Origin of the sequence: Microcoleus sp. K4-B3 (assembly GCF_036704615.1) — a bacterium.
Classification (GTDB): domain Bacteria; phylum Cyanobacteriota; class Cyanobacteriia; order Cyanobacteriales; family Microcoleaceae; genus Microcoleus.
The window spans coordinates 75,224-101,414 of sequence record NZ_JAUBSF010000017.1 but is presented as its reverse complement, the minus strand read 5'-3'; the positions used below and the strand labels follow the sequence as shown (position 1 = coordinate 101,414).

Sequence of the window (26,191 nt, the reverse complement as noted above, 5' to 3'; positions counted from 1 at the left end):
GGGCTGCGATGAATAATGACTATATGATGCAAATTCTCAAGTGCTTTTGTCAAGCATGATTGAGATGCTCTTACCCTGCTTGTTTCTTCTTCCTTCTCAATAAAAAACCCCGGTTTCTTGAAGAAACCGGGGTTTTTTCTACCAACTAAGAGAGGAGTCAAAACTTAACAGGTAGCGGTTGCCGGAATTCTGCATTTCTCGCACAACCCTCTAAACCAAACTACAGGCAAATTCTAGTTGCAGCTTCTTTAAAGCTGTCTCATTTCTTCTTCAAGCACCCGAACCAAATCTTGGTTCCCACTGGATCTCGCTACTTCTATGCGGTGCATCAGTTGCTTGTGAATGTTAGCGCGGTGGGTTTCTGCGACTTTTTTTACGTTTTGACGATTTGTGTTCATGGTGGACGTTCCTTATATTAAATTTGGTGTACCTGCTACTTCTCTAATATAGCGCTAAATTTCAAAAAGTATCTAAATTTACAAAAAATTTACAGTTGTTGACCGATCGACCAAACTAATGTACAATATTGGCCATAAGTCAATAGTGATATCTTGACAAAAAAAGGCTGAAAGCTAGAGCTGCTGAAGGCTGAAGGCTGAAGTAGAAATTCTCCCTATCTGCCAACATTTACTCAAAGGGTAAGGTAGGCACTGCGCACCCAACATTTAGTCAAAACTCAAAACTTGCTCCAGCGCCTCTACCAACTGCTGAAGGTGTGCGAGCTCGTGAGTTGCCATCAGCGAAATCCGAATTCGACTGACGCTTACAGTCGGAGGCCGAATCGCAGGAGCAAAAATACCCATCTCCTTGAGCTTGCTGCCCACTCTTAAAGCTGCGGCTGCATCTTTTAATGGAAGACTGAAAATTGGGGAGAGGGAATTGCTAATTGGTAATTGGTGATTGGTAATCGCGCAATATTTGAAAGTTTCGATATTTTGTCGCAACCGAACTCGGCGTTCTGGTTCTTGCTGTACAATTCTCACAGCTTCCAAAGCAGCGGCCGTGTCAGCAGGCGTCAATGCCGTAGTATAAATCCAACTCGCAGCTCGATTACGCAGAAAATCCATTAAAGCAGCAGAGCCCGCAACGTAACCACCTAAACTTCCCAAAGCTTTGCTGAGTGTCCCCACTTGAATCAGCGGTGTTCCCGTACACCCGAAATGTTCTGCACAACCGGCACCGCTAGCACCGAAAACTCCTGTAGCGTGAGCTTCATCTACTAATACCATGCAGTTAAATTTTCCGGCCACAGCTAACAACTGCGGCAGCGGACACAAGTCCCCATCCATGCTAAAGACGCTATCGGTAATAATTAAACACTTGCGGTATCTCGCCCGATTTTGCTCTAACTTGGCCGTTAAATCCTCAAGATTGCAGTGACTGTACTCTAGGGTAGTTGCACCGCTGAGTGCGGCTCCGTTTTTCAGGCTCGAATGGTTGTACTTGTCAGATAATATTAAATCGCGCTTGCCGACAACGGATACGATCGCCCCTAAATTCGCCAAATATCCCGAACTGAATACTAAAGCATCTTCAGTTTGTTTTAAATTAGCAATACCCAGTTCTAACTCTCGGTGCAAATCGCGGTGTCCGCTTAGCAACCTCGAACCCGTCGCGCCCGTACCAAATTCCTTAGTTGCAGCTATAGCCGCTTGAATTAACCTGTCATCGCCGGCAAGTCCCAGATAATCGTTGCTGGCAAAGTTAATCAGCCGACGGCCTGCTAATTCTACCACAGGCCCGGGGGAACTTTCGATCGATTGTGGCGATCGATACCAATGGGCGCGGCGAATAGTGTCGAGAGACTTCTCTATCCAAGCGTAAGGGTCAGCGTTCATTTTGGAAAGCGATCGGGTAATAAGTTATATTGTCTTATAATCAGTCCCTGCCTATCACACAAGCATATGCCACTCACTAAAAAATACAGATTAGTCACCCGCAGCGATTTTGACGGTCTTGTCTGTGCCGTTTTGCTCAAAGAACTCGATATGATCGACGAGATTAAATTCGTGCATCCTAAAGATATGCAGGATGGAAAAATCGAAATAACAAATAACGATATTAGCACCAATTTACCCTATGTTGAGGGAATTCATCTAGCGTTCGATCACCATTTCAGCGAAACTCTCAGACACGAGAAAATCAAAATCAACCACATCATCGACCCCTATGCAGCTTCCGCAGCTAGGGTGCTGTACAAATATTATGGAGGCAAAGCAAAGTTTCCTGATATTTCCGACGCGATGATGCAGGCAGTTGACAAATCAGATTCCGCTCAATTTGCCAAAGAAGAGGTTCTGCATCCACAAGAATGGGTGCTGTTAAACTTCATAATGGACGCCCGAACCGGGTTGGGAAGGTTTAAAGAATTTACGGTTTCCAATTATCAGTTAATGATGCAGTTAATCGATTACTGCAAAAATCATACCATCGATCAAATCTTGCAGCTTCCTGATGTGAAAGAAAGAGTAGACCTCTACTTCGATCAAGAAGAAAAATTTAAAGAGCAAATACAGCGCTGTGCCAAAGTTTATAATAATTTAGTTGTTTTGGATTTGCGCAACGAAGATGTGATTTATGCGGGAAATCGTTTTGTCATTTACGCTTTGTTCCCCGAGTGCAATATATCGATTCACGCACTGTGGGGGCTGAAACAACAAAATACTGTTTTCGCAGTTGGTAAGTCAATCTTTAACAAAACTTCTAAAACAAATATTGGGGAGTTAATGTTAAGATATGGGGGCGGCGGGCACCAGAATGCCGGAACTTGTCAGATTGAGAATGATAAAGCTAGTAAAGTTTTGAAAGAGTTAATTGCCCAGATAGAGCAAAATGGTTAAATTGGCTTTATCTTTTTTGCAGTCAGGACTTTAGTCTTTGATTATTTTATTTTTAAAGGCTAAAGTCCTTACTACAAACAGGGATTTTCAGGACTGAAGTCCTTACTGCAAACGGGGATTTCCAGGACTAAAGTCCTTAGTGCAAACGGGAGTTTAGTCCTCAAGGTTTTGAGATGGCGGGTTCGGGGCATTGAGATTTTCTGAACTCTTGCCTTTGACTGGCGGCAAATGGTCTACCAAACCCATATCAAAAGCGATATCCGGCAACTCATCAGCGTTATATTTTCCTGCCTCAAACAATCGCCCGGGAGTAAAACAAGGCTGTTTCAATCGTACCACTTCCCCCGGTGAAAACATTCCCCTAAACATTTTGCGTTCGAGTCCCATAATTTCGGCTCCTAAAACAATTCTCGCATTAATCTTAGCAATTTTTGAGCCGCAGCTTCCCAATTAAATAAATCCGCCGTCTCTCTAGCTTTTTGAGCTACCTGAAAACGCATTGGGTCTTCAACAAGTTTTCGCAACTGTTCGCGAACAGACTGAACATTTGGTTCTGCCCAATGAGGAGCATTTCTGATTTTTAGATACTCAGTATCGTAACACTTTCCGACGGGAATTAGATCGTAAGCAATGGGATAGCAGTTATCAGCATTGGCGTACTCTGTCGGGCCGCCGTACATAGTCATAGCGACGGGCAAACCTGCTGCAAAGGCATCCAAAATTTTAATCGCAAAACCCTCGCCGCGAAACGGAGCTAAAAAAGCATCGGCTGACAAGTATAAATCAGCTAGTTCTGCTTTATTATAAAATTTAGGGATTATCAGAATTTTTGGCTTTAACTTGCCGAGGCGCTTTTCGATATTGACGAGATGTTCCACTATAACCTCTGGATTTTTGCCGCCATCTTTGATAATTAACTCTACGTTGGAATTATCTTTAAACTCTTCACAAAAAGCTTGAATGGCAACATCTGTGCCAAATCTATACAAATCAAAAGAATTGGTCATGTGCAGAATATATTTTACATCTTTTTGTTTTTTTTCCGGTCTGGGAAAATAGAGTTGCGAGATTAAAGGATTGAAACCTAGAGGCATGACTGATACGTTTGTCGCCGGACATCCAGCTTTTATTAAAACGTTTTTAGAATATTGGCTGACGGCTAGTTTGTGGGATAAGTTATTGACAGCATCGTAAATCCAGTAATCATAATCATCAGTGTTTTTGGCGAATTCGTAATTGATAGCAAAAAGTTCTAAGTTGAGATGTCCCTTGAGTTCTTTTAAAAAATAAGGTTTCCAGTAATGAGACCATTTTATCTGAAATAAATCTGAGGGTGCGGTGTTCATCCACTTCTCTAACAGGTGGTTTTCTTCTGTTGTGGAATTGCGGGTGAGGTGAGAGGCGATTGTCGAGGGTTCGACAGAAATAGGAATTCCCATGTTGTCTAAAGTTTTCGCCAGGGATAGTGTAATGTCGGCGAAGGAGTTAAAGTGTTGAAAGCCGACGTTAAAGTGAACCATATTTATTAGTTATTAATTATTAATTATTAGTTATTGGTTATTGATTATTGATTATTGATTATTGGAGGCAGAGCCTCCGGGTATGTATTTCCAGGCAGAGCCTGGGAACAAGACTGGAAGGCTAAAATACCAACAAATAACAACTCATAAATAACAAATAACAACTAACTAAGGGCTAATTGGCCGATCGCACTAAAATGACTGTACAGTCGCACCCGCGCGCCACAGCTTCCGGGATGTTCCCCTGAATCACCTGCTTCAGCAGCCCTTCGCGGCTCGCTCCCAAGACGATCGCATCGCACTGATCGTTCTGAGCCAAATCAATTAAAGCATCAGAAACCGATGTAGCGCAAACCGAAGTCGCTATTATCGAACAGCTAACCCTGCGCTGGATAAACTCCGCCGCTTGCTTTAATTCGCGGCGATCGGGTTCTGCAACAGAAGGCTGGTGAACCTGACACAATTTAATCTCCGGTACAGCACTCGCAGCCACCAAAGCAGGTAGCAGCCGCAAAGCGGCAGCTTGCTTGTAACTGCCGCGAATAGGCACCAACCAGCGCTGCAAACCCATCAGCGTGTGCAGTCCCAATTCTGGCGCTGGAATTTCTGAATTTGGCGGGGAAAGTTCAGTCTCTGGAGTTGCTGATGAATCTGAAGCGATCGCCAATGCGGGATTATCTGCGCCGTCAACTTTTTCGGGATTTAACTCCCATTCTATAGACGCATATTTCCGTCCGCTGAAAGTGGGGGAAAACTCATTTTTCTTGCGTGTTGCTAATAGTTTTTCGCTCCACTTTACCAAAATAACCTCGCAGCCTGCTTGCCGAATTACGGTATCCACAACATCGCCAAAAATGCGTCCTTTTGTGGAAAATTCGCCTTGCCAGCCCATCAAAATTAAATCGATGTGGCGCTCCCTAATTGTCTCCAAAATCGCGTTAGGCACGTCGTGAGCTACCCGTATTTGGGTGTGGACTGGCAAGTTCCAATTGCGAACAATTCGCTCGGCTTGTTGCAGCAGGCGGCGGCTTTTGGTTGTCCGCACTGCGCTTTCTGAGGGGGAACTATTGCGCGGTACTAAGATGATTTGCAGGCATTCTAATTCGTAATTGCGATCGCGCGCGATCGCCGCCGCCAGCCGCAGCAAAGCGGGTGCTGTTTGGGGGTTGGAAAGCGGCACTAATAAGCGGCCGTTTCCGACTTGCGGAGCCCTGGTTTGATAGACAACATAGGAAGGTTCTGGATGCGGGCCCTGGGTCGTTTCTCCGCTGAGGCGATCGGATTCCACTCGGATAATGTCGCTGCGGGTAATAATTCCCACCAAACGGCGGCCTTCTATGACAGGCAAACGGCTGATATTGTAGTTGTTGAGCCTGTACAATACCTCGCTTAAAGTATCCTTTGCTTTGACTGCGATCGGCTGTACAGTCATAAATTCTTTGAGCAGCGAGTTGCCGGATAAATTGCGCTCGCTGGCATTTGCCAAATCGGTTTGACTGACAATTCCGACTAATTTGCCATCTTCAACTACTGGAAATCCTCGGTGGTGCGATCGCGAAAATGCCTGCATCACTTCATCGAAAGTCAGCAGACTCGAAAGAGTTTCAACTCGGCGCTGCATCACGTCCTCTGCGTACAAGTCGCTTAAAGTATTGCTGGCAGCTTGTGCCTTTGTCAGTTGAATGCCGTTAAACTCCAAAAGGTGATTGTACAGCGAGCCGCTCTCTACCTTTTCTGCCATTAAATAAGCAACTACAGAACAGATCATCAAAGGCAGCACTAATTTGAAATCCGCCGTAATTTCAAACACAATTACTACCGCAGTAATCGGCGCTCTAGTAACCGCGCAAAAAAACGCTCCCATTCCCGCCAAAGCATAAGTTACCGGCAAACCGATACCCAGGACATCTGCCTGCACAATGCCCACCATGTGACCGAGTGCAGAACCCATAACTAGGGAAGGGGAGAACAATCCTCCCGGAGCTCCAGAAGCAGCGGAAATAATTGTCAGAAAAAAGTGAGCTACAAAAGCAATTAAACTCGTTATGCCGCTTGCTTCACCTGTCAGCAGAAACTCCCGCAAACCCGTATTGTTGCGGAAACCTTCTGGGAGAAAAGCTATTACTGAACCGCAGATTATGCCAGCTAGAGCCACTCGCGCGGGCAAAGCTAATTTGAGGGATCGCCTGTTAAATTGCAAGCTAGCAATAATCCCTTTCGTGAACAAAGCTCCCAGCAATCCCGCTAAAACTCCTAGCAGTATGTAGAAGGGAATTTCCTGAGCCTCAAAACTGCTTTGGTACTCGCGAAGGTTCAAACTTAAACTATCGCCGCCCAAAAGCTGCGAGACAACTGCACCGATAAATGAAGCGATAATTGCAGTCCCTAAAGTCAATCCCGAAACGTCGTGCAGCAGTTCTTCAACTACAAACAAAACTCCTGCAATGGGAGTATTGAAACCAGCAGCCAATCCCGCAGCAGCACCGCAAGCAATCAATTGTCGGCGGTAGTCTGGGGAAGTAGGCATCAAGTGACCTATCCAGCCGGCCAAAGATGCTCCTATTTGCACAGTCGGGCCTTGCCTTCCTAAAGTTAAACCGGAACCAACTGCTAAAATAGTAGTCAGAAGTTTGGCGACAGCTACTCGCAAATCTAAGGAAAGATTGACTCCGCCGAGAGCAGCTTTGACGTGAGGAATGCCGCTGCCGGCAGTTTCGGGAGCAAAACGCTCAACCAAGAAACCTGTCAGCAACCCGCCGCATAAACCGACGCTGGGCAGTAATATCCAAGCTGGAATTACTGTCGAGGTAGCAACTCGCCAACTACCAAGCCATCCAACTCCTGATTTGAGCAAAACGCCAGCCAGTCCTGAAATTAAACCGATCAGACAAGCTTCAAAAATAGCGAGGCGTTTCGGTCGTAAAAACAGTTGAGATGCGATGACCCTGGAAGGTTCCCTAAATTGTTTAGGGATAGTAATATACGGCATAAATAGCGTTGATTACCTGAGAATTGTCTGCTCGATCAAACTTTAGCAAAAAATCCTTCGATACTTACCTGAAATCTGCTGTAATTCCGATGCTACCGGATTTGATATCAATCTGCGATTTTTTTACCCTATAGCCTCCACCAGTGTTTTCAAATCCGGCACTTCTAAATCAGGCTAGCCGCAGGCCGGCAGTGTCGCCCCAAATCCTGTTTTCTCGTGTCTGCGATTTAGCCAAATCTATCTCGCGATTTGACAGCAATTGTCTCTAGGCTGGCTGTATTCCGCTTTCCCAATCTATGAGAGGGCCGTAGCAGTCAAAACTTACAAATTGAAATTGATTAAAATTTAACCTCTGTCATTGCTTCTATTCTACGGTTGATATTCAGCAAAAATTTCAATTTTTCCGACAATATTGCGATTAAATTCTACCAATTCTTCTGCCGGAATCCAATATTCTTCGTGAATCGAACTGCCGACAGTTTGAACTGGATATTTTTTTAAGAATTCAGCCACCACTCGAAAGCGGGTTACATAGCCGAAATATCCTGATGCTGCATCTCTTGTATTCCAATCTCGCGCGATTTGTATGGCATAGGCTTTTTGAAGCACGGGATAAAAAGTAGGCTGAAAGGATAAGCGCGGCGGAAATGCCAGAAAATCGCTTTCTTTAATCAGTTCCATTTCTTTTTTTCCGACGGCTCGGAACAGCGTTACTGTCTCTCGATCTGATATATTGATATTTTTAAACCAAGCTTTCCAACCGTCCCAATTGTGAACTATTTTAGCCAATTCAGCGTAACCGGCGGCGCGGGGATGGGAGCCATCGTTTTCGGTAAGTTCTTTTTGCCAAATTTCCGATTGTTGCAGGGGGGTGCAAACATCTAGATAAGGCACGTTTAACTCACTGCAAACTCGAGCAAATTGTTCCGATAAGTTGGCAATCCGGCTTGTGCGGTCGGCATCGATAACTGGCGGTGGCCCTACCATTAAAACAGGGACTCTTTCTTGGGCAGACTTGAGAATATATCGGGCATTTTCAATTGATTTCTCAACTTCAAGGCGAAGTTTTTCGTTCTCTAGGTAAGTGTCGTTGACGCCAAAGGAAAATACTATTCTGCCGTCGCCGTAGTGAGGTAAGCGGCAAGAAACTTCGCTGAACCAGCGAGTTTCTATATCGGCACTGGTTTCTCCCCTGATTCCTAAATTGTAGTAGGTAATATCGTGTCCTTGTCCGCAAGCAGCCGCGCAAATCCGTCCTGTCCAACCGAGACATTTTGGATCGCAAGTACCGTTTACAAAAGAATCGCCGATAAAACAAATACGCATAGTATGTGTGGGGATTAGGAATTGGGAATTGGAAATTGGGAATTGTTGACTGTTGACTGTTGACTGTTAACTGATGATTGATGACTACTAACAACTAACAACTGACAACTAACAACTGCCAACTGCCAACTGCCAACTGACTTTAATTTTTGCCGATGACGGACAATCCCTCTACAATTAGAGACGGTGTGTGGCAAGAACCGTTCCACTCGGAGTCTCCTCCCAATTCAACCAATTGTTTGAGGACGCTGTAGACGTTACCGGCTACCATTGTATCTTTGATTCGGCCGACTATTTGACCTTGTTTGACTCGGTAGCCGAGATCGACGTTAATTGAAAAATCGCCGGAAATTCCAGCACTGCCGCCGAGCATTTGATCGACTACAATTCCGTCGTCTAATTGAGCGATTAAATCGATTAGCGAAAGCGAACCTGGTTTAATCAAAACATTGAACAAACTCGGCGTGGGATAGCTGCCCAAACCCGGGCGAAATCCGTTGCCGGTAGTGCCGCTACCCAAGGCTCGACCGGTGGTGCGATCGGTATAAAATAGCTGCAACACTCCGCTGTTGATAAAGACGATCGCCCGAGTGGGAGTGCCTTCATCGTCAAAGGGACAGCTATAGGGCCCGATATCCGGCTGCTGGGAAAGGGTGACAAGCGGCGATGTCACTTGCGATCCCAAACGATCGTTCCAAGGCGAAGCGCCTTCTAGTACCTGTTTGCCGTTCAACGCCGCACAGACAGTCCCCCACAGCAAGTCGGCTGCTTTGGCTGTAAATAGCACCGGCACGCGGCCCGTGGCGGGGGCTACATTGTCTTTCGCCCATTCTAAACGCTGCAAAACTCGCCTGGCGCTGGTGTTTAAGTCGAGGGTTCCGCGTTCGGTTTCGCCTTCCCAAATGTTGAGGAAATCTTCTCCCCGCACTAATTCTGCTGACAAGTAACCGCTGAGGGTGGTGTCGGTGTGACTGGAATCCAAGCCTCTGGTGTTCAGCAAGCGGGTGCTTTCGATTTCGCAGTCGAGTTCGGCGGTACAGAGGCTTTCGGGATAGGCTTGGCGGACGATCGCGATCGCCTCTTTTCCCCAGTTTACTAGCTGCTCGGCCGGCACCGACACTCCGCGATCGGGATAAACAACTTTCTCACCGGTGCCGAGTTCGATGGTTTCCGGTTCGTTGAGTTGCGAAAGCGCGATCGCCCTGTCCACCAAAATTTGCGGTTCCACGGGCCCGTAAGCCACCGCCAAACCCGGCCGCCCGTCCCGCCACAGCCGCAGGGCAATGCCTTCTGCTTGGGCGGTTTCTAGCTGTTTGAGGCGGTTTGCTTCAAAAAAGACCGGCCGCGAGAGCGATTGCGATTCCAATACCTCAGCAGCTTCTGCACCTGCTTTGGTGGCTAGTTCTAGCAGTTGTTCTGCTGATTGGTCATTGGTCATTGTTGTCGGTGGTTGGTAATGGGCGATGCGATTTTCGATTTTCGATTTTCGATTTTCGATTAAAGAATTGGCAATAACTTACTGGATATGGGGTGGGATCACGGGCCTACATTTAGATTCTTTTGGGAACTGGTGGAATGGGCGAGAACAAGATTTTACAGTCATCAGTCATTAGTTATTAGTCAATATAGCTGTTAACTCTCTTTCTAAATAACTGTAGATTAACTGCTGACTGATGACTGCTGACTAATGACTAATGACTAAATAGTTAGTTCGTGCAGCAGCCAAAACCCTGCAAAAGATTCCGATTCCGGCTTCGACTGAATTGCTAAAAAATGTACTTTTTTTGCTTGCTTTTTCGCGGCTTCAAATCCTTTCGCTTCTCTCTCAGTTGCTGCGTCTCTGAGATTAGCTAAAATCCAGCGATCGTTAGCTCCCGTATCTAATACCAGCCTAGCGGGGGGGCCGCTGTCAAATTTGAGAAAAGCCAACTCCAAACCCGACATCCAACCTGCCAGGGCTGCTGCTCTCGACGAGTAGATAATAAGTCCCGGAATTTGCGTTTCCGGGCCCAGGCGTGTCATTGGCAGCCCGAAAGCTTCGCCAAATCCGATATCCCACTCGGACATTTCGTCAAAAGCGGCGATCGGCAAACTCACAAACGCCCATTTTTCGCCGATTAAAGCATCCGGCAGCGCAACTGGCGTTTCGGGTACAAATTGAACGCTCGGGTTCACAACGGGTTGATAGCCCGGTTCGGCGGGATAAACGTCTTGCATCCGTTCTTCCAGCCACAGGCTGAGGGCGAGGGTGCGGCGGCTGCAGGCGGCGGGAATGTCCAACTCCTCGCAGGCTTTAGTAATCATGTTCGCCATTTGGCGGCGGAAAAAGCGGATTTTTTCGGGTCGTTTCGGTGCTGCGGCGATCGCATCTTTAATTGCATCCGCCAGCCACAGGGAATTCACGGTAGAACTGGAGCAGAATTGCGAGTAGCGAAACAGAGATTCGGCCTTGTCGCCTACATTCAGCGGGCTTTCGCAGATCAACACTTCCCATTTTTTTTTCTCTCGCTCGTCTATGATTGGACGGCTGTAAAAGTCGAGTTCCCAAATAGTAGCCATGCCGCGCTGTTAAAAATTAATCCTTTCTCATGTTACCGGACAGCGGGCAGGTTTCTGATTTTGAGAATTAAACATTGATTTTCAATCGCTGGGGATCGCATTAACCCAACTAATTATGCCTCTGTCAACTCTAGGGCGATCGCACTTTCCCAAAGATTGCCACTTTCCCTTGCAGCTTCCCGTGTAATTTTTGGCAGCAGTGCACAACCGGACGCATTAGTAACTCTTCGGAGAACTGTCGCGGAGCAATCTCAACCTGCGATCGATCGTTTGTTAAACTTGTGCAAGCCAGGGAAAACCAACTGTCTAGCTTGATTCCATGAGACAAATCATTCTGGAAAAGATTGTTTCCACCTTACAACCTTTAGATTTTGTTCTCGCTTTGTGGCAAGGAGGTTCAGCAGCCCACGGATACACCGACGAGTGGTCTGACCTCGATATTGCGGTTGTGGTTGAAGATAACTGCGTGGAAGAAACATTTGAGATTGTTGAAAAAGCCCTCGCAGAAATTGGCGAAATCGAACTAAAATATCGAGTTCCCGAACCCGCTTGGCACGGTCAGTCGCAGTGTTTCTGGCGGCTCAAAGAAACCCCACCTTTTTTGCTAATTGATTTCGCCGTTTTCCGGCGCAGCAGCCGCAACGATTTTCTGGAAATAGAGAGACACGGGAAAGTGCCGATCGCCTTTGACAAAGCTAATTTAATTGTACCAATTCATTTGGATCGAAGCAAACATTTATCTACAATGCAGTCGAGATTCAACGAAATTAAAATCAGTTTCGATTTGCTGCAACCTCTGGTTAAAAAAGAGATTTATCGCGGACATTTAGTAGATGCGATCGGCAACTATCACAATTGGACGCTTCTACCCTTAGTCGAACTGCTGGGCATGATTTACCGTCCCCAGAGATACGACTTTGAACTCAAATATTTTAGCCGAGATTTTCCGCCAGAAATAATCGATCGCGTCGCACCCCTTTTCTGCATCGCCAATCTTGAAGATTTGGCAGAAAAACAGCAAATAGCAGAGGCTTTTTTTGCAGAGAGCTTACCGCTGGTTGAAGCTAAATTCGACTCCCATACCAATCATCAAAAGTCCAATCTGTAGGGAAACGGCAATGCCTTTTCCGGCGCGGGAATGATGCATACGATCGTTCCATTTATCTCTAGGAAAATTATCGAACAGGCAATACCGTTTTTCTACAAAAAATATGAACCCTGCAAAACCGTTTTTTTAGAAAAAATATGAACAAAACCAAGCCGTTTTATTACATTGATATTCTATTTTTAATAAGTAGTATAAAATTGAGAACTTTAGCAACACTTGCTTTAATTGGTATAAGAATGCCCTAACACTACCGCAATAGGCTCAAGGTTTCGTACCGAAAGCGATTAATATAGTAGCATCAACCTTAAAGATTAACATCTCGTGACAAAACTCAGCGTTAACATCAACAGAATCGCTCTCCTGAGAAACTCTCGAAACATCGGTATCCCCAGCGTTACGGAAGCCGCAAAAACAGTAATTGCCGCCGGAGCTCACGGCGTTACAGTCCATCCCCGCCCGGACGAAAGGCACATCAAAGCTGCCGATGTTTACGAATTAGCCAAAATGCTAACCGTCGAGTTCAACATAGAAGGAAATCCGTTTCAGCCACCATTTATGGATATAGTTTGCGATGTAAAACCTGCTCAGTGTACCTTGGTGCCGGATGCTCCCGACGTGCTAACATCGGATAGCGGTTGGAATATTTCCGAAAATCGCGATCGGCTCTTACCAATCATTCAAAAATTAAAAGACAACGGCATCAGAGTCAGCCTGTTTATGGACGCAGATGCTGGTTTCATGCCGCTAGCAAAAGAAGTTGGAGCAGACAGAGTAGAACTCTACACGGAACCCTATGCAACTGCTTTTCGCGAAGGTAGAGTAGAATCTGTTTTTCAACAATATGTCTTAGCAGCTCAAGCCGCTCAATCAGCAGGTTTGGGAGTGAATGCCGGACATGATTTAAATTTGCAAAACTTAGCTAAATTTTGCTCGATTCCTGATATACTAGAAGTATCGATCGGTCATGCTTTAATTGCGGAAGCGCTCGAAATGGGCTTGTCCAACACAGTACAAGCTTACCTAAAAATCCTGTCAGGTTCGTAGTACAAATTAACCTCGTGGGGAAGGGCGGCTTTTAAAGTGGTAAACTCATTTGTATCAGAGATACTAACTAAATCCGCCCCTACAAGCATACAGGATCAAAACTTACGCAAAAAGTGGTTTAACACGCTACGAATATGGTAAGGTGCGGTGTGTATAGCCATAAGAATTAGTCGATCGTCCAAAAATAGGTAACAGTAGGGGCCGTTACCCCGTGCGGGTGCTAGCCTTTTTATAGTAGCAACGCTCCTCCCACAGCCAAGACACCGGGTTTTTTGGGTGTGGGCATTTTTTTAGCAAGCTCCTCGGAAAAAGGTTGAATTTTCCTCGACAAAATTACTAATATTCTCTGATGATATTATGCGTAGGGAGTATCATTGAAATATCCTGACAAACTGAGGCTACTACTTAGCTCCCGCACTGCCAATCTGCTACCAGCAGGTTTTGTGCAAGTACGGGATATTTATGTGTATCCTCCATACTGCTGTAGCCGATCGCCAGATTTAATCCGGTGAAAACAGGCAAACACAAGTAACCATATACAACTCATTACCAATCGGAAGTGCGACATGAAAAAACTAATTTTACTGACTGGAATGCTACTCATGATGACGGCTAAATCAGTATTTGCCAGCCCAGTAGCCCCAAAAATTGGACCGAACGAGCTGATGGCTGCCTCGGAAATTACAGAAACCGTTAACAAAACCGCTACATCTGCCGCAGTTCCCAACCTCGAACCGATCGAGCGAATGTCAACCTCGGAAATTCGAGAAACGATCAACCAACCCACCACCTATATTTTTGAAGGCGTCAAAGGACGGGAACTCACTCTCTCCCTATGGGCGGGACAACTGACAGCCGAACTGTACAGTCCTAATGGTGAAAATATGGGGGTTATTGAAAAAACAGACAATCAGTGGGTGGGTCAGTTACCAGAGTCCGGGATCTACCGCGTGCGAGTTACCCCGAAAGGTGAGACCAGCAGCTTCGTACTCGGACGCGACTTTAACGCCAAGTGGACTTATAGGCCCGATCGCGCAATTCCCATAGCATTCAACGAAAAAGAAGCCACAGTCAAACTCAAAATGTCCGGTTACCAAATCCAGCCCATCACGGTTCAAGGCAAACAGGGACAGACAATCAGGGTGACTGCTAGCAAGAAAAATGTAGATCTGGCGATCGAATCTCCGTCCGGACAACTCCTCGATCAAGGCGAAGGTCAAACTTTTGCTCAACTCCCCGAGTCTGGCATATACCGGGTGATCGTAGTTGCTAAAAGACCAGTTAAGCCCTCAATCAAAGTTTATGTGCGATAGCTAAAGATGGCAAAAATACTGTCGCGCGATCGAATTTGCGCAGCCAAATTACCACAGCTCGTCCGCTCGGCGAGCTGTTTTTGCGCAAAATCAACCTTGGATCAGCGCTTCAAAACGTTCTTGTTTCCAAATGCAGCTTAAATCCGAGTCAGCTAAAGCTAGTTCTCGGTATAAATTAGGGATAAACTCCACAGCCCGCTGCAAATTGTCAAGAGCCAAATCAGCAAATCCCAGTAGCGCATAACAGCAAGCTTTATTGTAAAAAGCATTAGCAAAATCAGGATTTATTTCTAAGGCAATTTCGTAGCAAGCAATCGCCTCCGAGTAGCAGCCTTTTCGCGCCAATTCTACACCCCGGTTGTACCAAATCAAATAATCTTCAATGGAACACTCAGAGGTGGGAGTGAACTTGGCATTTCTCTGATTTAAACCTACTAATTTGCTCAAAGCCACTCTCCGTTCGCCCACAGCTTCGGCTCTGCCGGGTTTCAGAGCGAGCGATCGACTAAAACTAGCCACTGCTTGTTTGTAAAGTCCCATTGAGTTGGCAGCTATACCGCGATTGTACCAAGCCTTCGCGTCGTCAGGGTTAAACTCGATCGCCCTGTCAAAACTGTTGAGCGCCTGATAGTAAAGCTTGAGTTCCAACAGAGCATTACCTCGGTTGTACCACGCCCAAGCAGCCTCCGGGTATAATTTTAAAGAGCGATCGAAACTCAGAACCGCCTTATCGTAGAGCCCCATATCAATCAGCGTCAGTCCCCGGTTGTGCCAAATACTAGCCGCGCAGGGGTTGAACTCCAGAGCCCTGTCAAAACTGTTGAGAGCCTCCAACCAGCGGCCCAACTTTCCTAAAGCAATAGCCCGGTTGTGCCAGCCAAAGCTCGCATTCGGCTCCACTACCAAGGCCTCATCAAAACTATGTAACGCCTCTAAGTGCCGTTCTAAGTTCCCCAAAGCCATGCCTCGCCCAAACCAAGCCTTATAATGATCGGATTGCAACTTCACAGCTCTGTTAAAGTTTGCCAGAGCACCATGATCGTCGTTAGCTTCGAGGTGACGCGAACCCAGATGGTAATACCAAGCCGCTTCCAAGTTTTGAATTAAGTTCATAATATTTTGTATCTATCTTAGGGATGATTCTACATGAAACCATAGCAGGAGTAAAACTGTAATTTCACTAAAAATCTGAAAAATTTGATACAGGGCGATCGCCCGTACAAACTACCAGTAACAAACTCAACAATTGGCGGTCGAAACTAAATATTTTCCTCTCGTAAGATGGTTTTTTCGCTAACCTCACTTATCGCTTGTTGGAGGTGCTGCGCATCTCAAATCAGCGTGAATCACGCAACTATTTACCGCATCCCCAATTAGGTTTGCAGTTACACAAAGAGTCCTAGGGCGCCCAAAGTCTAACTGCAAATCTCATAGTGCGATCGAACTTCTGCTTGCCCAATTCAAGCAACCACAACCGCTGTTTTAGCATTCTCACTCAACAGCAACTGGCCTGTTGCATCAATACTAAAATCTTTCCCCAGCACAAAACCCTTGCCCATCAACCGCTGGCAAACAACCAGCGCAGTAATGCGGCGAATTTCTTCCATCACGTCAGCAGGAACCAAATAACTCAAACTCCAGATCACGGACTCGCAGTCATACCAAATCAAACGCTCAATACTGACAATCATCAAAGCAGCTACACTGTCAACAGACAGCCGCCCTCTCAGATCCGCAATCAAATCTTTACCAATTAAGCTATTGCGAGTCATCATCGCTCTAGCCATCTTCCCAATTTCTTGTTCGAGTTCTAAATGATTCATGCTTGGCACTGGCTTTTATATTTTTAAAGCACTACTCAGAGTAAAAACAGTAGCCGCTACCAGGCTCTGCCCTAGCGTAGCTGACGCAGGCTCTACCGCAACTCTTTTAACAAAGTATACCTAAAGAAAGATCCAAAATGTATCTAAAGGCAGATACCAAAATATATATTTTTTTTCATAAATAGGTGAACCAATTCCCACAAGCGTTTTTACGAGCAGCAAATTGAGTATTTGTGCTCGCTCAGACCCTGAGTAAAGTCAAAAATTGGTAAATTCGATACATACTTAAAGTAGTTATCTCAGAGAGAAAAAAATAATGGCTGCAAACCAGGCAGACATCGATATTGCCCCCTTGATCGACTACGGCCTGATCGACCCCACCGCCACGCCAGAGCAAGTAGAAAACTGTTGCCAACAAGCAGAGAGATTTGGCTTTGTCACAGTTTGCGTGTATCCCGCCTACGTCAGACAAGCCGTTGAGCTGCTGCACGGCAAACGTCCCAAAGTCTGTACAGTTATAGGTTTTCCCACTGGTGCTTCGACTTCAACGGTGAAAATTTACGAAGCTCTAGAAGCTGCAGATAATGGAGCAGTAGAGTTAGATGTCTCCGTTAACTTAGGATTGTTGAAAGCTGGAAGAATCGACGAATTCCACCGGGAATTAGCCCAAATTTGCGAAGAAACTAATCTCACCATCAAAGCAATTATCGAAAGTTCGCTCCTTTCCGATGCCGAAAAACAATTAGCGGCTGAGATTTGCATGGAAGCTGGTGTGGCTTACATCAAAACCAACACTGGCTTTTTTGGCCCGGCGAAAGTTGACGATGTGCGACTGCTGAAGGAAGTTACGAAGGGACGCATTGGGATTAAAGCGGCCGGCGGAATTCGTACTCACGAACAAGCTCTAGATTTGGTAGTAGCTGGGGCAACTCGTTTGGGGACTTCCCGCGGCCCAGAATTACTCCGCCAGCGCGATAATTTAGATAAAAGTCATTAGTCATTAGTCATTAGTCATTAGTCATTAGCAATGGCTAATTGGGAATTGGTTCGCCCTTACGCACCCTACAACTAAAAGTTCTGCGTCCAGGACTGTTTTTGCTACTGTCTAATAACAATACTTCGGACAGTTTTTGATTGCCAACTGTAGAATGACTGTTCCAGGTCGATCGACCAACGAGGACAATGAAACTGTCCGAAGTATTGTAGTAAATCTAAAATCTAAAATCTAAAATCTAAAATCGAGTGACTCGAACTTACAAAGCAACTGGAATCAATCTCAAGAGTGCGCCCATCGGCGAATCCGATCGAGTGCTGACAGTTTTGACCCGGGAATTCGGCTTAATTCGAGCCGTAGCACCGGGTGTTCGCAAACAGCGATCGACCATTGGCGGTAGAAGCGAATTATTTGTCGTCAACGAATTACTAATTGCTAAAGGCCGATCGCTCGACAAAATTACCCAAGCCGACACGGTACAATCCTATCCGGGTTTGAGCCGCAACCTCGGGAAACTCGCAGCCGCGCAATATCTGGCCGAATTGGCGATCGCCACCTCCCTTTCCGACGAGCCCCAAGAAGAACTCTTTTGGTTGCTGGGCGAACACTTGAGCCGTTTGGAGCGTTTGTCCGATCGCACAGAAATCGAATCCGCCGCCGTGCTTGTCGCCCACCTCAGCCACGGCATTTTTCACCTGCTAGCCTTAGCAGGCGTCGCGCCCCAAGTCCAAGTCTGCTGCGCCACAAGACAGCCGCTCATCCCAAATTTCACCGATCCGAACTGGCAAACCGGGTTTAGTATACCCTCTGGGGGAACCTTCAGCTTGTCCGAGCTAGCTAACCTAGAGGCAGAACTCTCTTCAGAAATCGGTAGCTTGTACAAATCCGCTTCCCGTGCCCGGCAAACGAATGGCAGCAAACACTTGACAAATTTCGAGATAAATGCTAAGGAATTAGCAGCGCTGCAACAGTTGGCTAGTCCAGAACTAGGAGAGGGGATTGCCGATCGAACACCTTGGGTATCTATCGAAAATATTTTGCGGCAATATGCCCAGTATCATTTAGGTTGCACGATTCGCTCGGGAAGCTCGATCGACACCTACTTAGAGAATTTTGAGTTTTAAATTTTGAGTGTTGAGTTAAATAGGTGAACGAACCATCGTACATCGCACCCCCAGCCTGCGGGATACCCGAACCTGCCGGCAATTTCAGGTAAATTCTCAAGGTTGTTGCGACATCAGATAATAGATATAGATAAATTTACGAGATTATTAATAAACTTAGGGGTTAACACCTCTATTTTAAATTCCCATCCCCCCAACCTCCACCATCCCAGGCCATCCACCCCAAATCCTATGATGCGACTGTCCGATTCTGATTTGAGAATATCTGTTTTAGCTGTGACCCACCACAAGATGGAAGAACGAGAAAATTTTCCCGATTTTCGCTCCGATCCCATCTTGGTCGATCGACAATGGAGCAACGTCCAAGACCCAGAAATGGATAAATACCCCACAACTCCAGAAACAGACTGGAACAACGGAAAAAGCCAAGAACCCGAAGCAATCCCCCCGGTTCCCACACCAGAGCCAGCAGCAGAACTCTCCGAAGCAGTAGCCGAAATTCCCGAAAAAGAAACAGGATTTCTGCCAGTTCTGAAAAACCGAAATTTTTTAGCACTTTGGAGCGGGCAAGTTTTCTCTCAACTAGCAGATAAAGTTTATCTCGTACTGACGATCGCCCTCGTGGCCAGCCGCTTTCAAGCGCCAGATCAAACCATCAGCAGGTGGGTATCAGCAATCATGATCGCCTTTACCATTCCCGCAGTGCTGTTCGGGGCCGCCGCAGGCGTGTATGTCGATCGCTGGTCGAAAAAAGCAGTGCTGGTAGCCACAAACCTCCTGCGGGGAGGCTTCGTTTTAACATTGCCCGTGCTGCTGTGGCTCTCTGACGGGTGGGAACTCGGTCAACTGCCGCTCGGATTCTGCTTGCTGCTGCTAGTAACATTCCTAGTCTCGACCCTAACTCAATTTTTCGCCCCAGCAGAACAGTCAGTGATTCCCCTAATTGTGGAACGCCGCCACCTGCTATCAGCAAACTCCCTCTACACCACAACCATGATGGGTTCGGTGATTATTGGCTTTGCAGTCGGAGAACCCTTACTAGCTTTAGCCGACACCCTATTTTCCAACCTCGGCGGCGGACTCGGCATCGGCAAAGAATTAGTAGTAGGCGGAAGTTACGCCTTCGCCGGAGTGCTGTTGCTGTCGATGAAAACAGGCGAAAAAACCGATGCCGAACACGAACCGCCACACCCCTTAGCAGATTTGCGAGACGGCCTGCGTTACATCAACGATCAACCCAAAGTCCGCAATGCTTTAATTCAACTAATTATTCTATTTTCGATTTTTGCAGCCTTGGCAGTTCTAGCGGTGCGGCTGGCAGAAATCCTCCCGGGTATGAAAGCATCGCAATTTGGCTTTTTGCTGGCTGCGGTGGGCGTTGGCATGGCTGCTGGGGCGGCGACAGTCGGTTATCTGGGCCACAAATTTTCTCACTCCCAACTGAGTTTAATCGGCTCTATCGGCATGGCACTTGCTCTGATGGGCCTTTCTGCATTTACACACCATTTGTGGCTCTCGGTGCTGTTCATTACCCTGTTAGGTTTATTTGCCTCATTGGTGGGAGTACCGATGCAGACTACAATTCAAGCAGAAACCCCAGAAGAAATGCGGGGAAAAGTCTTCGGGCTGCAAAACAATGCGACTAATATCGCTTTGAGTTTACCGTTGGCTTTGGCCGGTGTAGCAGAAACTTTTCTGGGTTTGCCGACAGTATTTTTGGGTTTAGCAGGATTAGCGATCGCTGGGGGTGTCTTAACCTGGTATATTTCCCGTAGCACTAATAGCAAAGTCGATCGAATCTAAAAAATAACAAACTCTGATTTACTGGAATGCACATCGCTTGGCTAGGAAAAAAATCACCTTTTTGCGGTAACGTCACTTACTCCAGGGAAGTCACCAACGCACTATTAGACCGGGGATACCAGGTCAGTTTCCTGCACTTTGCCCAAGAAGCGGGCCCGCTGGACAGGAACAATACGGCGTGGAGTATGGCAAATGGTTCGTGGGGAAAGGGAATTGCTCAAACCTCATATACCAATACGCTATCGCCCGCCAGTTGCAACGAAGTCTCTTTACCCTGTCACTACAAATCGCAAATTTATACGATTCCCACTCTCAAGTCCCGCACAGTGCTGATGAAATCTCTGCGGCGGCTGAAACCCGATGTTGTTCACGCTTCCCTGACGCTTTCGCCTCTAGACTTTTTGCTGCCGGAAATTTGTCAAGAATTGAAGTTGCCTCTGGTGGCGACTTTTCACCCCCCGTTCGATCGCAAATTGCGGAATTTGACATCGGGAACCCAACACCTGATGTATCAACTGTACGCTCCGTTTTTGGCTCACTACGACTCGACGATCGTATTTTCTTACATTCAGCGAGATATTTTGGTGCGCTTGGGAGTGCCGGAAGAACGGGTAGCCGTGATTCCCAACGGAGTAGACGCGGTGAAGTATTCGCCCGGGCCTTCGGGGTTGAAGTCGCAATTAAAAGCCGATCGAGTTTTTGTTTACCAAGGCCGCATTGCTCCGGAGAAAAATGTCGAGGCTTTGCTCAAGGCCTGGAAACAGTGCAATTTTGGCCGTGGCAACGTATTGGCGATCGTGGGCGACGGGCCCCTAGCTGCCTCGCTCCAACTGTCTTACGGCGAAGATGATGGCATTGTGTGGCTCGGATTTGTTGCCGAGGAGGAACGGCGGATCGAAATTCTGCGGGGTGCAGACGTATTTATTTTGCCTTCTTTGGTGGAGGGGCTGTCCCTGTCGCTGCTGGAAGCGATGGCCTGCGGTTTAGCTTGTTTGGCCACCGATGCGGGTGCTGACGGCGAGGCCTTGGAGGAAGGCGCGGGGGTAGTTTTGAACACTCAGCGGGTGCGGAGTCAGTTGCAAACCTTGCTGCCGCTGTTTTGCGACCATCCTGAGTTTGGAATGGTGCTCGGTCAAAAAGCACGCCAACGGGCGATCGAGCGATACACTCTCAGTCAGAATATTACTGAGTTGGAAAAGCTGTACTCAGAGGTTTTGCAAAAGCAGCGCGTGCCGCTTCGGGGGTTGGCATAAAAGATTATGGATTATTTTGGAGTAGGGAAACGGCATTGCCGTGTCCTCTTTGCTCGCTCCCACGCTCTCTCTGGGGATGTAGAATTACCCATAATTAGGACACGGCAGTGCCGTTTCCCTACAATTAATCGGGTAATGGTTACATCTCTGGCGATCGCAATGGATTATTTTGGGGTAGGGAAACGACATTGCCTACCCTCCCGGCCGCAAATAATCCAAAAGTCGATCGCCCGAATCGGCCCGAATCAAAGCAACCACAACATCCGGCAAACTTCCCAAACTCGGATAAACAAAATAACGCGGTTCCCACCGCGGCCCAAACTTATCTTTAAAACTGTGCAATCCCTTAAAATTATAAAACTTGCTCAAGTGATCCGAAAGATAAATCAAAACCTTTTCCAACCGCCCGGATTTCTCAGCTTCTCCGACTCCAGCCAAAGCCGACAAACCCAAATCAAATTCTTGATATCCCAATTCTTGACAGTGCTGCAACATCGAAGCAAACAAACACTCCATCGTGCCATTTTCCACCTCAGTGCGACGCCGCATTAAATCAACTCCAACTACCCCATTTCCCGCCGATATCATATTAGCAAAAGCACTAATTCTACCGTCGGGAGTGTGGATGGCTGCGACACGAGTTTCCCGCAAATATGCCTCGTCAAACCAACCCACTGAAAACTTTTTTTCCGCGCCTTGAACCATTTGCAGCCACTCGTCGCTGACGAGTTTCATTTGGCGCATCAATTCGGAACTTAAAGGAGGTTCGTAAAATTCGATTTGATAACCGACTTTTGTAAGTCTGTTGATAGCAGTTCTCAAGTTTTGATTGCTCTTGCCTTTGAGAGTAAAAGTTTTGAGATTGACAATAGCTTCTTCGCCAATTTGCACCGCTCGAAAACCGAGAGTAGAATACATTTCTAGATCGTCGGGCAAAGTTTGATAAAATGCTGGATACCAATCGTTGCGATCGCAAAATTCTTGAAACTCCAGAATTGCTTCTTTGCGGTCTTCAGCGGGCCCGATGGGGTCTCCCAAAGCAATCGCACCTCTACCTTTCGACACATAGGCGATCGTAGTTTTTCCCGAAAAACTAAAATAATAAGATTTATCCGGAAGCAAGGCCAGTCTCGCTAGCGTTGTCCGCCCGTATTTTGCTACAACTTCTTGAGCTTTATTCCGTTCCGAAATACTTGCCGAATTTCGCAGCAGCACCGGCCGCAACAGCATCAAAAGTGCGTAACCAAGCGTTACCGTACCCACAGCATAAATCGAATCGGCAAAAAAGTTAGCAAACCGAGTTTGCGGAACCAACCCCGCATTGTCCGCCGTAAAAAACATGGCAAAAGTCTGGAACAAAGCTGTGTCTAAATCAAAATTAACCGCTTGTCCGTTAACTTGAAAACCCTCATCCAGAATGTAAAAACCCGCCGTTCCGTAAGCCAGCGTAAACAGCAAAGCCCCCAGCAAAACCCGGATTCCTTGAGCAATTGAAGGGCGATCGGATTTAGCCGTAAACGTCTGTCGCATCACCAACAATTGAAACAGCAGCACCCCAGAAAGCAAGCTTTCTTCAACATCCAATCCCTTGACTAAATGAATTACAATAGAAACGATTAACAATCCCACAGTCAGCAACCAAGCGATCCGCTTGCGCCGCAACAAATTAGTTGCCAGAGTTAGCAGCATAAATCCGATAACTGCTGCAAAAAAATGCCCGCCCGCACGCACGGGAAAAGGGAAAAATGGTTCTAGCCAATTTTGGCGATCGGGTAAACTGGGAGTTACAGCAGACAGCAGGTTAATAACTCCTACCAATCCGGTTAAAAATGATGCAGTCCAGAGTCCAATCCTAGTTTTTTGGGGTAACACTGTTGACCTTTCTAATTTTTCTGTGTTGCCAGTGATATTTTAAACTGTTTTCCAACATAACTCAAAGAATCCGCTAAATGCTTGTGCCAATAATTCCAACCGACATCCGGGCCGACAATCCCGTGTCCTCCCGGAAATTTGTTAAACTTGTTAGCAATACCCAAACTGTTTAATTGCTCGTGAAACTGTTGAGTAGAACTCAGAAAGTCTGCGTCTGCTTCCCCGGCATCCAAATAAGCGCGCAACTGCTGTTTATCTTTAACACTAAGTTTTTCCACTAAATATTTAGGACTGTTAGCCTTGCCGCTTTGATCTGTAAAATAACCGCTGTGGCTGAACAAAATATTAAAATTATTCAAGTAGCGCAAACCGATATTAAAAGCTCCCCAACCCCCCGAAGATTGTCCTCCCATTGCCCATAATTTGGGGTCTTCCAGCGTTCTGTAGCGCGATTTTACGATTTTCACTAACTCGGAGCCGATCGCGCTTCCCACCTTACCGTTGGGCCCGTCAAAATACTGCGGGTCCCACAAAGGACTCGTACCCCGCTTGTCGTTCCCGTCAGGAGTAATTACAATTGATGGCGGCAATCTTTTGCTTTTATATAAATCGTGAAGCACAGAAGTAACAGCAGCTTTGTCTTGATAAGCGCGCGCGTCTCCGTGCCCGCCGTGCAGCAAAAAAATCACTGGATAGCGCTGTTTGGGATTTTTTGCGTACCCAGGCGGCAAAATTAAGCCGTAGGTGCGCTCTGAATTCATAGCCGCACTTTTATATGTTTTGAGTTGAAAATTTAAGTCAGCATCAGCCACTACTTTCGGAGGGTCTAACTGAGGTGCTCCGGCAATAAAAACGTACCAGTATCCACTCGCACCGAGGAGGAGGATTGTACCGGCACCGATACCTAAAACTTTTCCCAGCCACTTAGGCATACTTTCAATCTCTCTTTTTTGTCTGCGATCGCAATCCGTACATTATATGCAAGTATATTGTAGAACTGTAGGTGAGGTCGAGCGCACATTTTGCAGCTAAACTGCAACGGTCACTGGGGATCGTTCCACAGTTAAACTGCAACGATGTTAAATTCTTCAATTCTTTAATCTAAAATCGTATGACTTATCACAATCCTACTCCTACAGTTGATATTATCATCGAATTGGTCGATCGCCCGCACCGCCCGATCGTACTCATCGAACGCCGCAATATTCCCTACGGCTGGGCAATTCCCGGCGGTTTTGTCGATTACGGGGAAGCAGTAGAAACGGCGGCCAAACGTGAAGCTTTAGAAGAAACAAGCTTGAATGTAGAATTAATTGAGCAATTTTACGTTTATTCTGACCCAAATCGCGACGCCCGCGAACACACTATCAGTATTGTATTTTTGGCTTCCGCAACGGGTGAACCTCAAGCCGCCGACGATGCTAAAAATTTACAGATTTTTGAATCTTGGCAGATTCCCCATCAATTATGTTTCGATCACGATCGCATTTTACGAGATTATTGGCGTTACCGTCATTATGGATTGCGGCCGCGTTTGTAAGGTGAGGATTTTTTAACCGCAGATGCACCCGGATTAAGGCAGATTGATTGCTATGATTTATCTGTGATTTATCTGTGTTAATCTGCGGTTAAATTCATTAAACTAAATTCTATGGCAAGCTTGACAATATTAGGCGGAGGTGCTTGGGGTTCGGCACTGGCCAATCTGGGAGGCAAAAAAGGCGATCGAGTTAATTTGTGGTCGCGCAGCAGTTCTTTTAATCTAGAATCAGTTATAACAGGTGCGGATGTTGTTGTTTCGGCAGTTTCAATGAAAGGAGTTGGAGCAACGGTTGATCGACTGCTGGCGTTAGAGTTAAGTCCCGATACAATTATAGTTACCGTAACCAAAGGTTTAGACCCGGCGAGTACGCGCACTCCGTCTCAAATTTGGCAAAATGCGTTTCCTAACAATTCAATTGTGGTACTTTCTGGCCCTAATCTTTCCGAGGAAATTCAGAAAGGATTGCCGGCTGCAACGGTAGCGGCGAGTTGGGATTTAGCGGCGGCCAAGCAAGTGCAAAATATTTACAGTTCTGATATTTTTCGGGTTTATGTGAATGAAGACCCGCTGGGGACTGAGTTAGGTGGAACTTTGAAAAATGTATTTGCGATCGCCGCTGGTGTTTGCGACGGTTTACAATTAGGAACTAATGCTAAATCTGCTTTGCTGACTCGCGCTTTGCCGGAAATGATTCGGGTGGGAGTTCGTTTGGGAGCTCGCGCAGAAACTTTTTACGGTTTGTCTGGTTTAGGAGATTTGCTAGCTACTTGCAACAGTCCTTTATCGCGCAATTATCGGGTTGGTTTCGGATTGGCTGAAGGCAAATCTTTAGAGCAAATTTTGCACGAATTGCAGAGCACTGCTGAGGGTGTCAATACTACTAATGTGTTGATTAATTTGGCTAATCAACGCGGCATTGAAGTGCCTGTTTCTCGTCAAGTTTATCGCTTATTAAATGGTGAAATTACTCCTGAACAAGCTGTTTTATCGCTGATGGAACGAGCTTTGAAACCGGAGTAAGTAAGTTTTTTAGCATTAAAACTTAACTCTTTGGGCGGGCAAGATGCCCACCCCACAAGA

General features: G+C 46.5%; 23 protein-coding genes. 10 read left to right on the top strand and 13 right to left on the bottom strand.

Annotated elements, in window-relative coordinates:
• Positions 1–248: 248 nt before the first annotated feature.
• Entirely contained in the window at positions 249–398 is a 150-nt protein-coding gene (gene pirA, locus QUA78_RS10870; protein WP_172185012.1) for an arginine synthesis PII-interacting regulator PirA, read from the bottom strand.
• Between the two features lie 267 nt (positions 399–665).
• The gene (gene bioF / locus QUA78_RS10865) at positions 666–1,838 is read right to left on the bottom strand and encodes an 8-amino-7-oxononanoate synthase (RefSeq protein ID WP_333398782.1); all 1,173 of its coding nucleotides are present in this window, start codon (positions 1,836–1,838) and stop codon (positions 666–668) included.
• A 66-nt stretch (positions 1,839–1,904) separates the two neighbouring features.
• Between bioF and QUA78_RS10860 the strand changes: the two genes are divergently transcribed.
• Positions 1,905–2,840, top strand: a complete 936-nt coding sequence (locus tag QUA78_RS10860) for an exopolyphosphatase (RefSeq protein WP_333302142.1) — start codon at positions 1,905–1,907, stop codon at positions 2,838–2,840.
• A gap of 153 nt (positions 2,841–2,993) precedes the next feature.
• On the opposite strand, the gene QUA78_RS10855 is transcribed toward QUA78_RS10860, so the two are convergent.
• The 7 genes from QUA78_RS10855 to QUA78_RS10825 form a co-directional block, all read right to left on the bottom strand.
• Positions 2,994–3,227 (bottom strand): hypothetical protein, encoded by a 234-nt coding sequence (locus QUA78_RS10855; protein ID WP_333187882.1) that lies wholly within the window; start codon positions 3,225–3,227, stop codon positions 2,994–2,996.
• 11 nt (positions 3,228–3,238) lie between these two features.
• Positions 3,239–4,360 carry a glycosyltransferase family 4 protein gene (locus QUA78_RS10850; protein WP_333302143.1) on the bottom strand — a complete coding sequence of 374 codons (1,122 nt, stop codon included), beginning with the start codon at positions 4,358–4,360 and terminating at the stop codon, positions 3,239–3,241.
• Positions 4,361–4,535: 175 nt separating this feature from the next.
• The gene (locus QUA78_RS10845; RefSeq protein ID WP_333302145.1) at positions 4,536–7,349 is read right to left on the bottom strand and encodes a chloride channel protein; all 2,814 of its coding nucleotides are present in this window, start codon (positions 7,347–7,349) and stop codon (positions 4,536–4,538) included.
• 369 nt (positions 7,350–7,718) lie between these two features.
• Positions 7,719–8,675, bottom strand: a complete 957-nt coding sequence (locus QUA78_RS10840; RefSeq protein ID WP_333302146.1) for a GDSL-type esterase/lipase family protein — start codon at positions 8,673–8,675, stop codon at positions 7,719–7,721.
• A 142-nt stretch (positions 8,676–8,817) separates the two neighbouring features.
• Positions 8,818–10,113, bottom strand: coding sequence for a TldD/PmbA family protein (locus tag QUA78_RS10835; RefSeq protein ID WP_333302147.1), 1,296 nt, complete (start codon positions 10,111–10,113; stop codon positions 8,818–8,820).
• A gap of 260 nt (positions 10,114–10,373) precedes the next feature.
• Positions 10,374–11,234 carry a Tab2/Atab2 family RNA-binding protein gene (locus QUA78_RS10830; protein ID WP_333302148.1) on the bottom strand — a complete coding sequence of 287 codons (861 nt, stop codon included), beginning with the start codon at positions 11,232–11,234 and terminating at the stop codon, positions 10,374–10,376.
• A gap of 130 nt (positions 11,235–11,364) precedes the next feature.
• Positions 11,365–11,562: a hypothetical protein gene (locus tag QUA78_RS10825; RefSeq protein WP_333302149.1), complete on the bottom strand. Its 198-nt coding sequence runs from the start codon at positions 11,560–11,562 to the stop codon at positions 11,365–11,367.
• On the opposite strand from QUA78_RS10825, the gene QUA78_RS10820 reads away from it, so the two are divergent.
• From QUA78_RS10820 to QUA78_RS10810, 3 genes are all read left to right on the top strand, one after another.
• On the top strand, positions 11,554–12,342 hold the full coding sequence (locus QUA78_RS10820; RefSeq protein ID WP_333302150.1) for a nucleotidyltransferase domain-containing protein: 789 nt from the start codon (positions 11,554–11,556) through the stop codon (positions 12,340–12,342). The genes QUA78_RS10825 and QUA78_RS10820 overlap by 9 nt on opposite strands.
• 321 nt (positions 12,343–12,663) lie before the next feature.
• Entirely contained in the window at positions 12,664–13,386 is a 723-nt protein-coding gene (locus tag QUA78_RS10815) for a pyridoxine 5'-phosphate synthase (RefSeq protein WP_333302151.1), read from the top strand.
• A gap of 566 nt (positions 13,387–13,952) precedes the next feature.
• Positions 13,953–14,699, top strand: a complete 747-nt coding sequence (locus QUA78_RS10810; RefSeq protein WP_333302152.1) for a hypothetical protein — start codon at positions 13,953–13,955, stop codon at positions 14,697–14,699.
• A 90-nt stretch (positions 14,700–14,789) separates the two neighbouring features.
• Here the strand turns inward: QUA78_RS10810 and QUA78_RS10805 are convergent, their stop codons facing one another.
• On the bottom strand, positions 14,790–15,812 hold the full coding sequence (locus tag QUA78_RS10805) for a tetratricopeptide repeat protein (protein ID WP_333302153.1): 1,023 nt from the start codon (positions 15,810–15,812) through the stop codon (positions 14,790–14,792).
• Between the two features lie 347 nt (positions 15,813–16,159).
• Positions 16,160–16,522 (bottom strand): hypothetical protein, encoded by a 363-nt coding sequence (locus QUA78_RS10800; RefSeq protein ID WP_333302154.1) that lies wholly within the window; start codon positions 16,520–16,522, stop codon positions 16,160–16,162.
• A gap of 316 nt (positions 16,523–16,838) precedes the next feature.
• On the opposite strand from QUA78_RS10800, the gene deoC reads away from it, so the two are divergent.
• From deoC to QUA78_RS10780, 4 genes are all read left to right on the top strand, one after another.
• The gene (deoC, locus tag QUA78_RS10795; RefSeq protein ID WP_333168350.1) at positions 16,839–17,519 is read left to right on the top strand and encodes a deoxyribose-phosphate aldolase; all 681 of its coding nucleotides are present in this window, start codon (positions 16,839–16,841) and stop codon (positions 17,517–17,519) included.
• A gap of 245 nt (positions 17,520–17,764) precedes the next feature.
• On the top strand, positions 17,765–18,640 hold the full coding sequence (gene recO / locus QUA78_RS10790) for a DNA repair protein RecO (protein ID WP_333302155.1): 876 nt from the start codon (positions 17,765–17,767) through the stop codon (positions 18,638–18,640).
• Between the two features lie 231 nt (positions 18,641–18,871).
• A complete protein-coding gene (locus tag QUA78_RS10785; RefSeq protein ID WP_333302156.1) occupies positions 18,872–20,443 on the top strand; it encodes an MFS transporter in 1,572 nt (523 codons plus the stop codon).
• A gap of 26 nt (positions 20,444–20,469) precedes the next feature.
• Entirely contained in the window at positions 20,470–21,696 is a 1,227-nt protein-coding gene (locus QUA78_RS10780) for a glycosyltransferase family 4 protein (RefSeq protein ID WP_333302157.1), read from the top strand.
• A gap of 192 nt (positions 21,697–21,888) precedes the next feature.
• Here the strand turns inward: QUA78_RS10780 and QUA78_RS10775 are convergent, their stop codons facing one another.
• Together QUA78_RS10775 and QUA78_RS10770 are read right to left on the bottom strand one after the other, a co-directional pair.
• Positions 21,889–23,568: a phosphatidylglycerol lysyltransferase domain-containing protein gene (locus QUA78_RS10775; RefSeq protein ID WP_333302158.1), complete on the bottom strand. Its 1,680-nt coding sequence runs from the start codon at positions 23,566–23,568 to the stop codon at positions 21,889–21,891.
• 11 nt (positions 23,569–23,579) lie between these two features.
• Positions 23,580–24,500 (bottom strand): alpha/beta hydrolase-fold protein, encoded by a 921-nt coding sequence (locus tag QUA78_RS10770; protein WP_333302159.1) that lies wholly within the window; start codon positions 24,498–24,500, stop codon positions 23,580–23,582.
• A 179-nt stretch (positions 24,501–24,679) separates the two neighbouring features.
• Here QUA78_RS10770 and QUA78_RS10765 point away from each other — a divergent pair, with 179 nt between their 5' ends.
• Together QUA78_RS10765 and QUA78_RS10760 are read left to right on the top strand one after the other, a co-directional pair.
• Positions 24,680–25,108: an NUDIX hydrolase gene (locus QUA78_RS10765; RefSeq protein ID WP_333302160.1), complete on the top strand. Its 429-nt coding sequence runs from the start codon at positions 24,680–24,682 to the stop codon at positions 25,106–25,108.
• Between the two features lie 111 nt (positions 25,109–25,219).
• Positions 25,220–26,131 carry an NAD(P)H-dependent glycerol-3-phosphate dehydrogenase gene (locus QUA78_RS10760; protein WP_333302161.1) on the top strand — a complete coding sequence of 304 codons (912 nt, stop codon included), beginning with the start codon at positions 25,220–25,222 and terminating at the stop codon, positions 26,129–26,131.
• The last annotated feature ends 60 nt before the right edge of the window (positions 26,132–26,191 follow it).

Coding starts and splice junctions, on each gene's coding strand:
- QUA78_RS10760 (WP_333302161.1), top strand. CDS start 25,220: ATGGCAAGCTTGACAATATTAGGCGGAGGTGCTTGGGGTTCGGCACTG.
- QUA78_RS10855 (WP_333187882.1), bottom strand. CDS start 3,227: ATGGGACTCGAACGCAAAATGTTTAGGGGAATGTTTTCACCGGGGGAA.
- bioF (WP_333398782.1), bottom strand. CDS start 1,838: ATGAACGCTGACCCTTACGCTTGGATAGAGAAGTCTCTCGACACTATT.
- QUA78_RS10780 (WP_333302157.1), top strand. CDS start 20,470: ATGCACATCGCTTGGCTAGGAAAAAAATCACCTTTTTGCGGTAACGTC.
- QUA78_RS10860 (WP_333302142.1), top strand. CDS start 1,905: ATGCCACTCACTAAAAAATACAGATTAGTCACCCGCAGCGATTTTGAC.
- QUA78_RS10820 (WP_333302150.1), top strand. CDS start 11,554: ATGAGACAAATCATTCTGGAAAAGATTGTTTCCACCTTACAACCTTTA.
- QUA78_RS10800 (WP_333302154.1), bottom strand. CDS start 16,522: ATGAATCATTTAGAACTCGAACAAGAAATTGGGAAGATGGCTAGAGCG.
- QUA78_RS10805 (WP_333302153.1), bottom strand. CDS start 15,812: ATGAACTTAATTCAAAACTTGGAAGCGGCTTGGTATTACCATCTGGGT.
- QUA78_RS10845 (WP_333302145.1), bottom strand. CDS start 7,349: ATGCCGTATATTACTATCCCTAAACAATTTAGGGAACCTTCCAGGGTC.
- QUA78_RS10835 (WP_333302147.1), bottom strand. CDS start 10,113: ATGACCAATGACCAATCAGCAGAACAACTGCTAGAACTAGCCACCAAA.
- QUA78_RS10785 (WP_333302156.1), top strand. CDS start 18,872: ATGATGCGACTGTCCGATTCTGATTTGAGAATATCTGTTTTAGCTGTG.
- QUA78_RS10850 (WP_333302143.1), bottom strand. CDS start 4,360: ATGGTTCACTTTAACGTCGGCTTTCAACACTTTAACTCCTTCGCCGAC.
- deoC (WP_333168350.1), top strand. CDS start 16,839: ATGGCTGCAAACCAGGCAGACATCGATATTGCCCCCTTGATCGACTAC.
- QUA78_RS10840 (WP_333302146.1), bottom strand. CDS start 8,675: ATGCGTATTTGTTTTATCGGCGATTCTTTTGTAAACGGTACTTGCGAT.
- QUA78_RS10830 (WP_333302148.1), bottom strand. CDS start 11,234: ATGGCTACTATTTGGGAACTCGACTTTTACAGCCGTCCAATCATAGAC.
- QUA78_RS10810 (WP_333302152.1), top strand. CDS start 13,953: ATGAAAAAACTAATTTTACTGACTGGAATGCTACTCATGATGACGGCT.
- pirA (WP_172185012.1), bottom strand. CDS start 398: ATGAACACAAATCGTCAAAACGTAAAAAAAGTCGCAGAAACCCACCGC.
- QUA78_RS10765 (WP_333302160.1), top strand. CDS start 24,680: ATGACTTATCACAATCCTACTCCTACAGTTGATATTATCATCGAATTG.
- QUA78_RS10770 (WP_333302159.1), bottom strand. CDS start 24,500: ATGCCTAAGTGGCTGGGAAAAGTTTTAGGTATCGGTGCCGGTACAATC.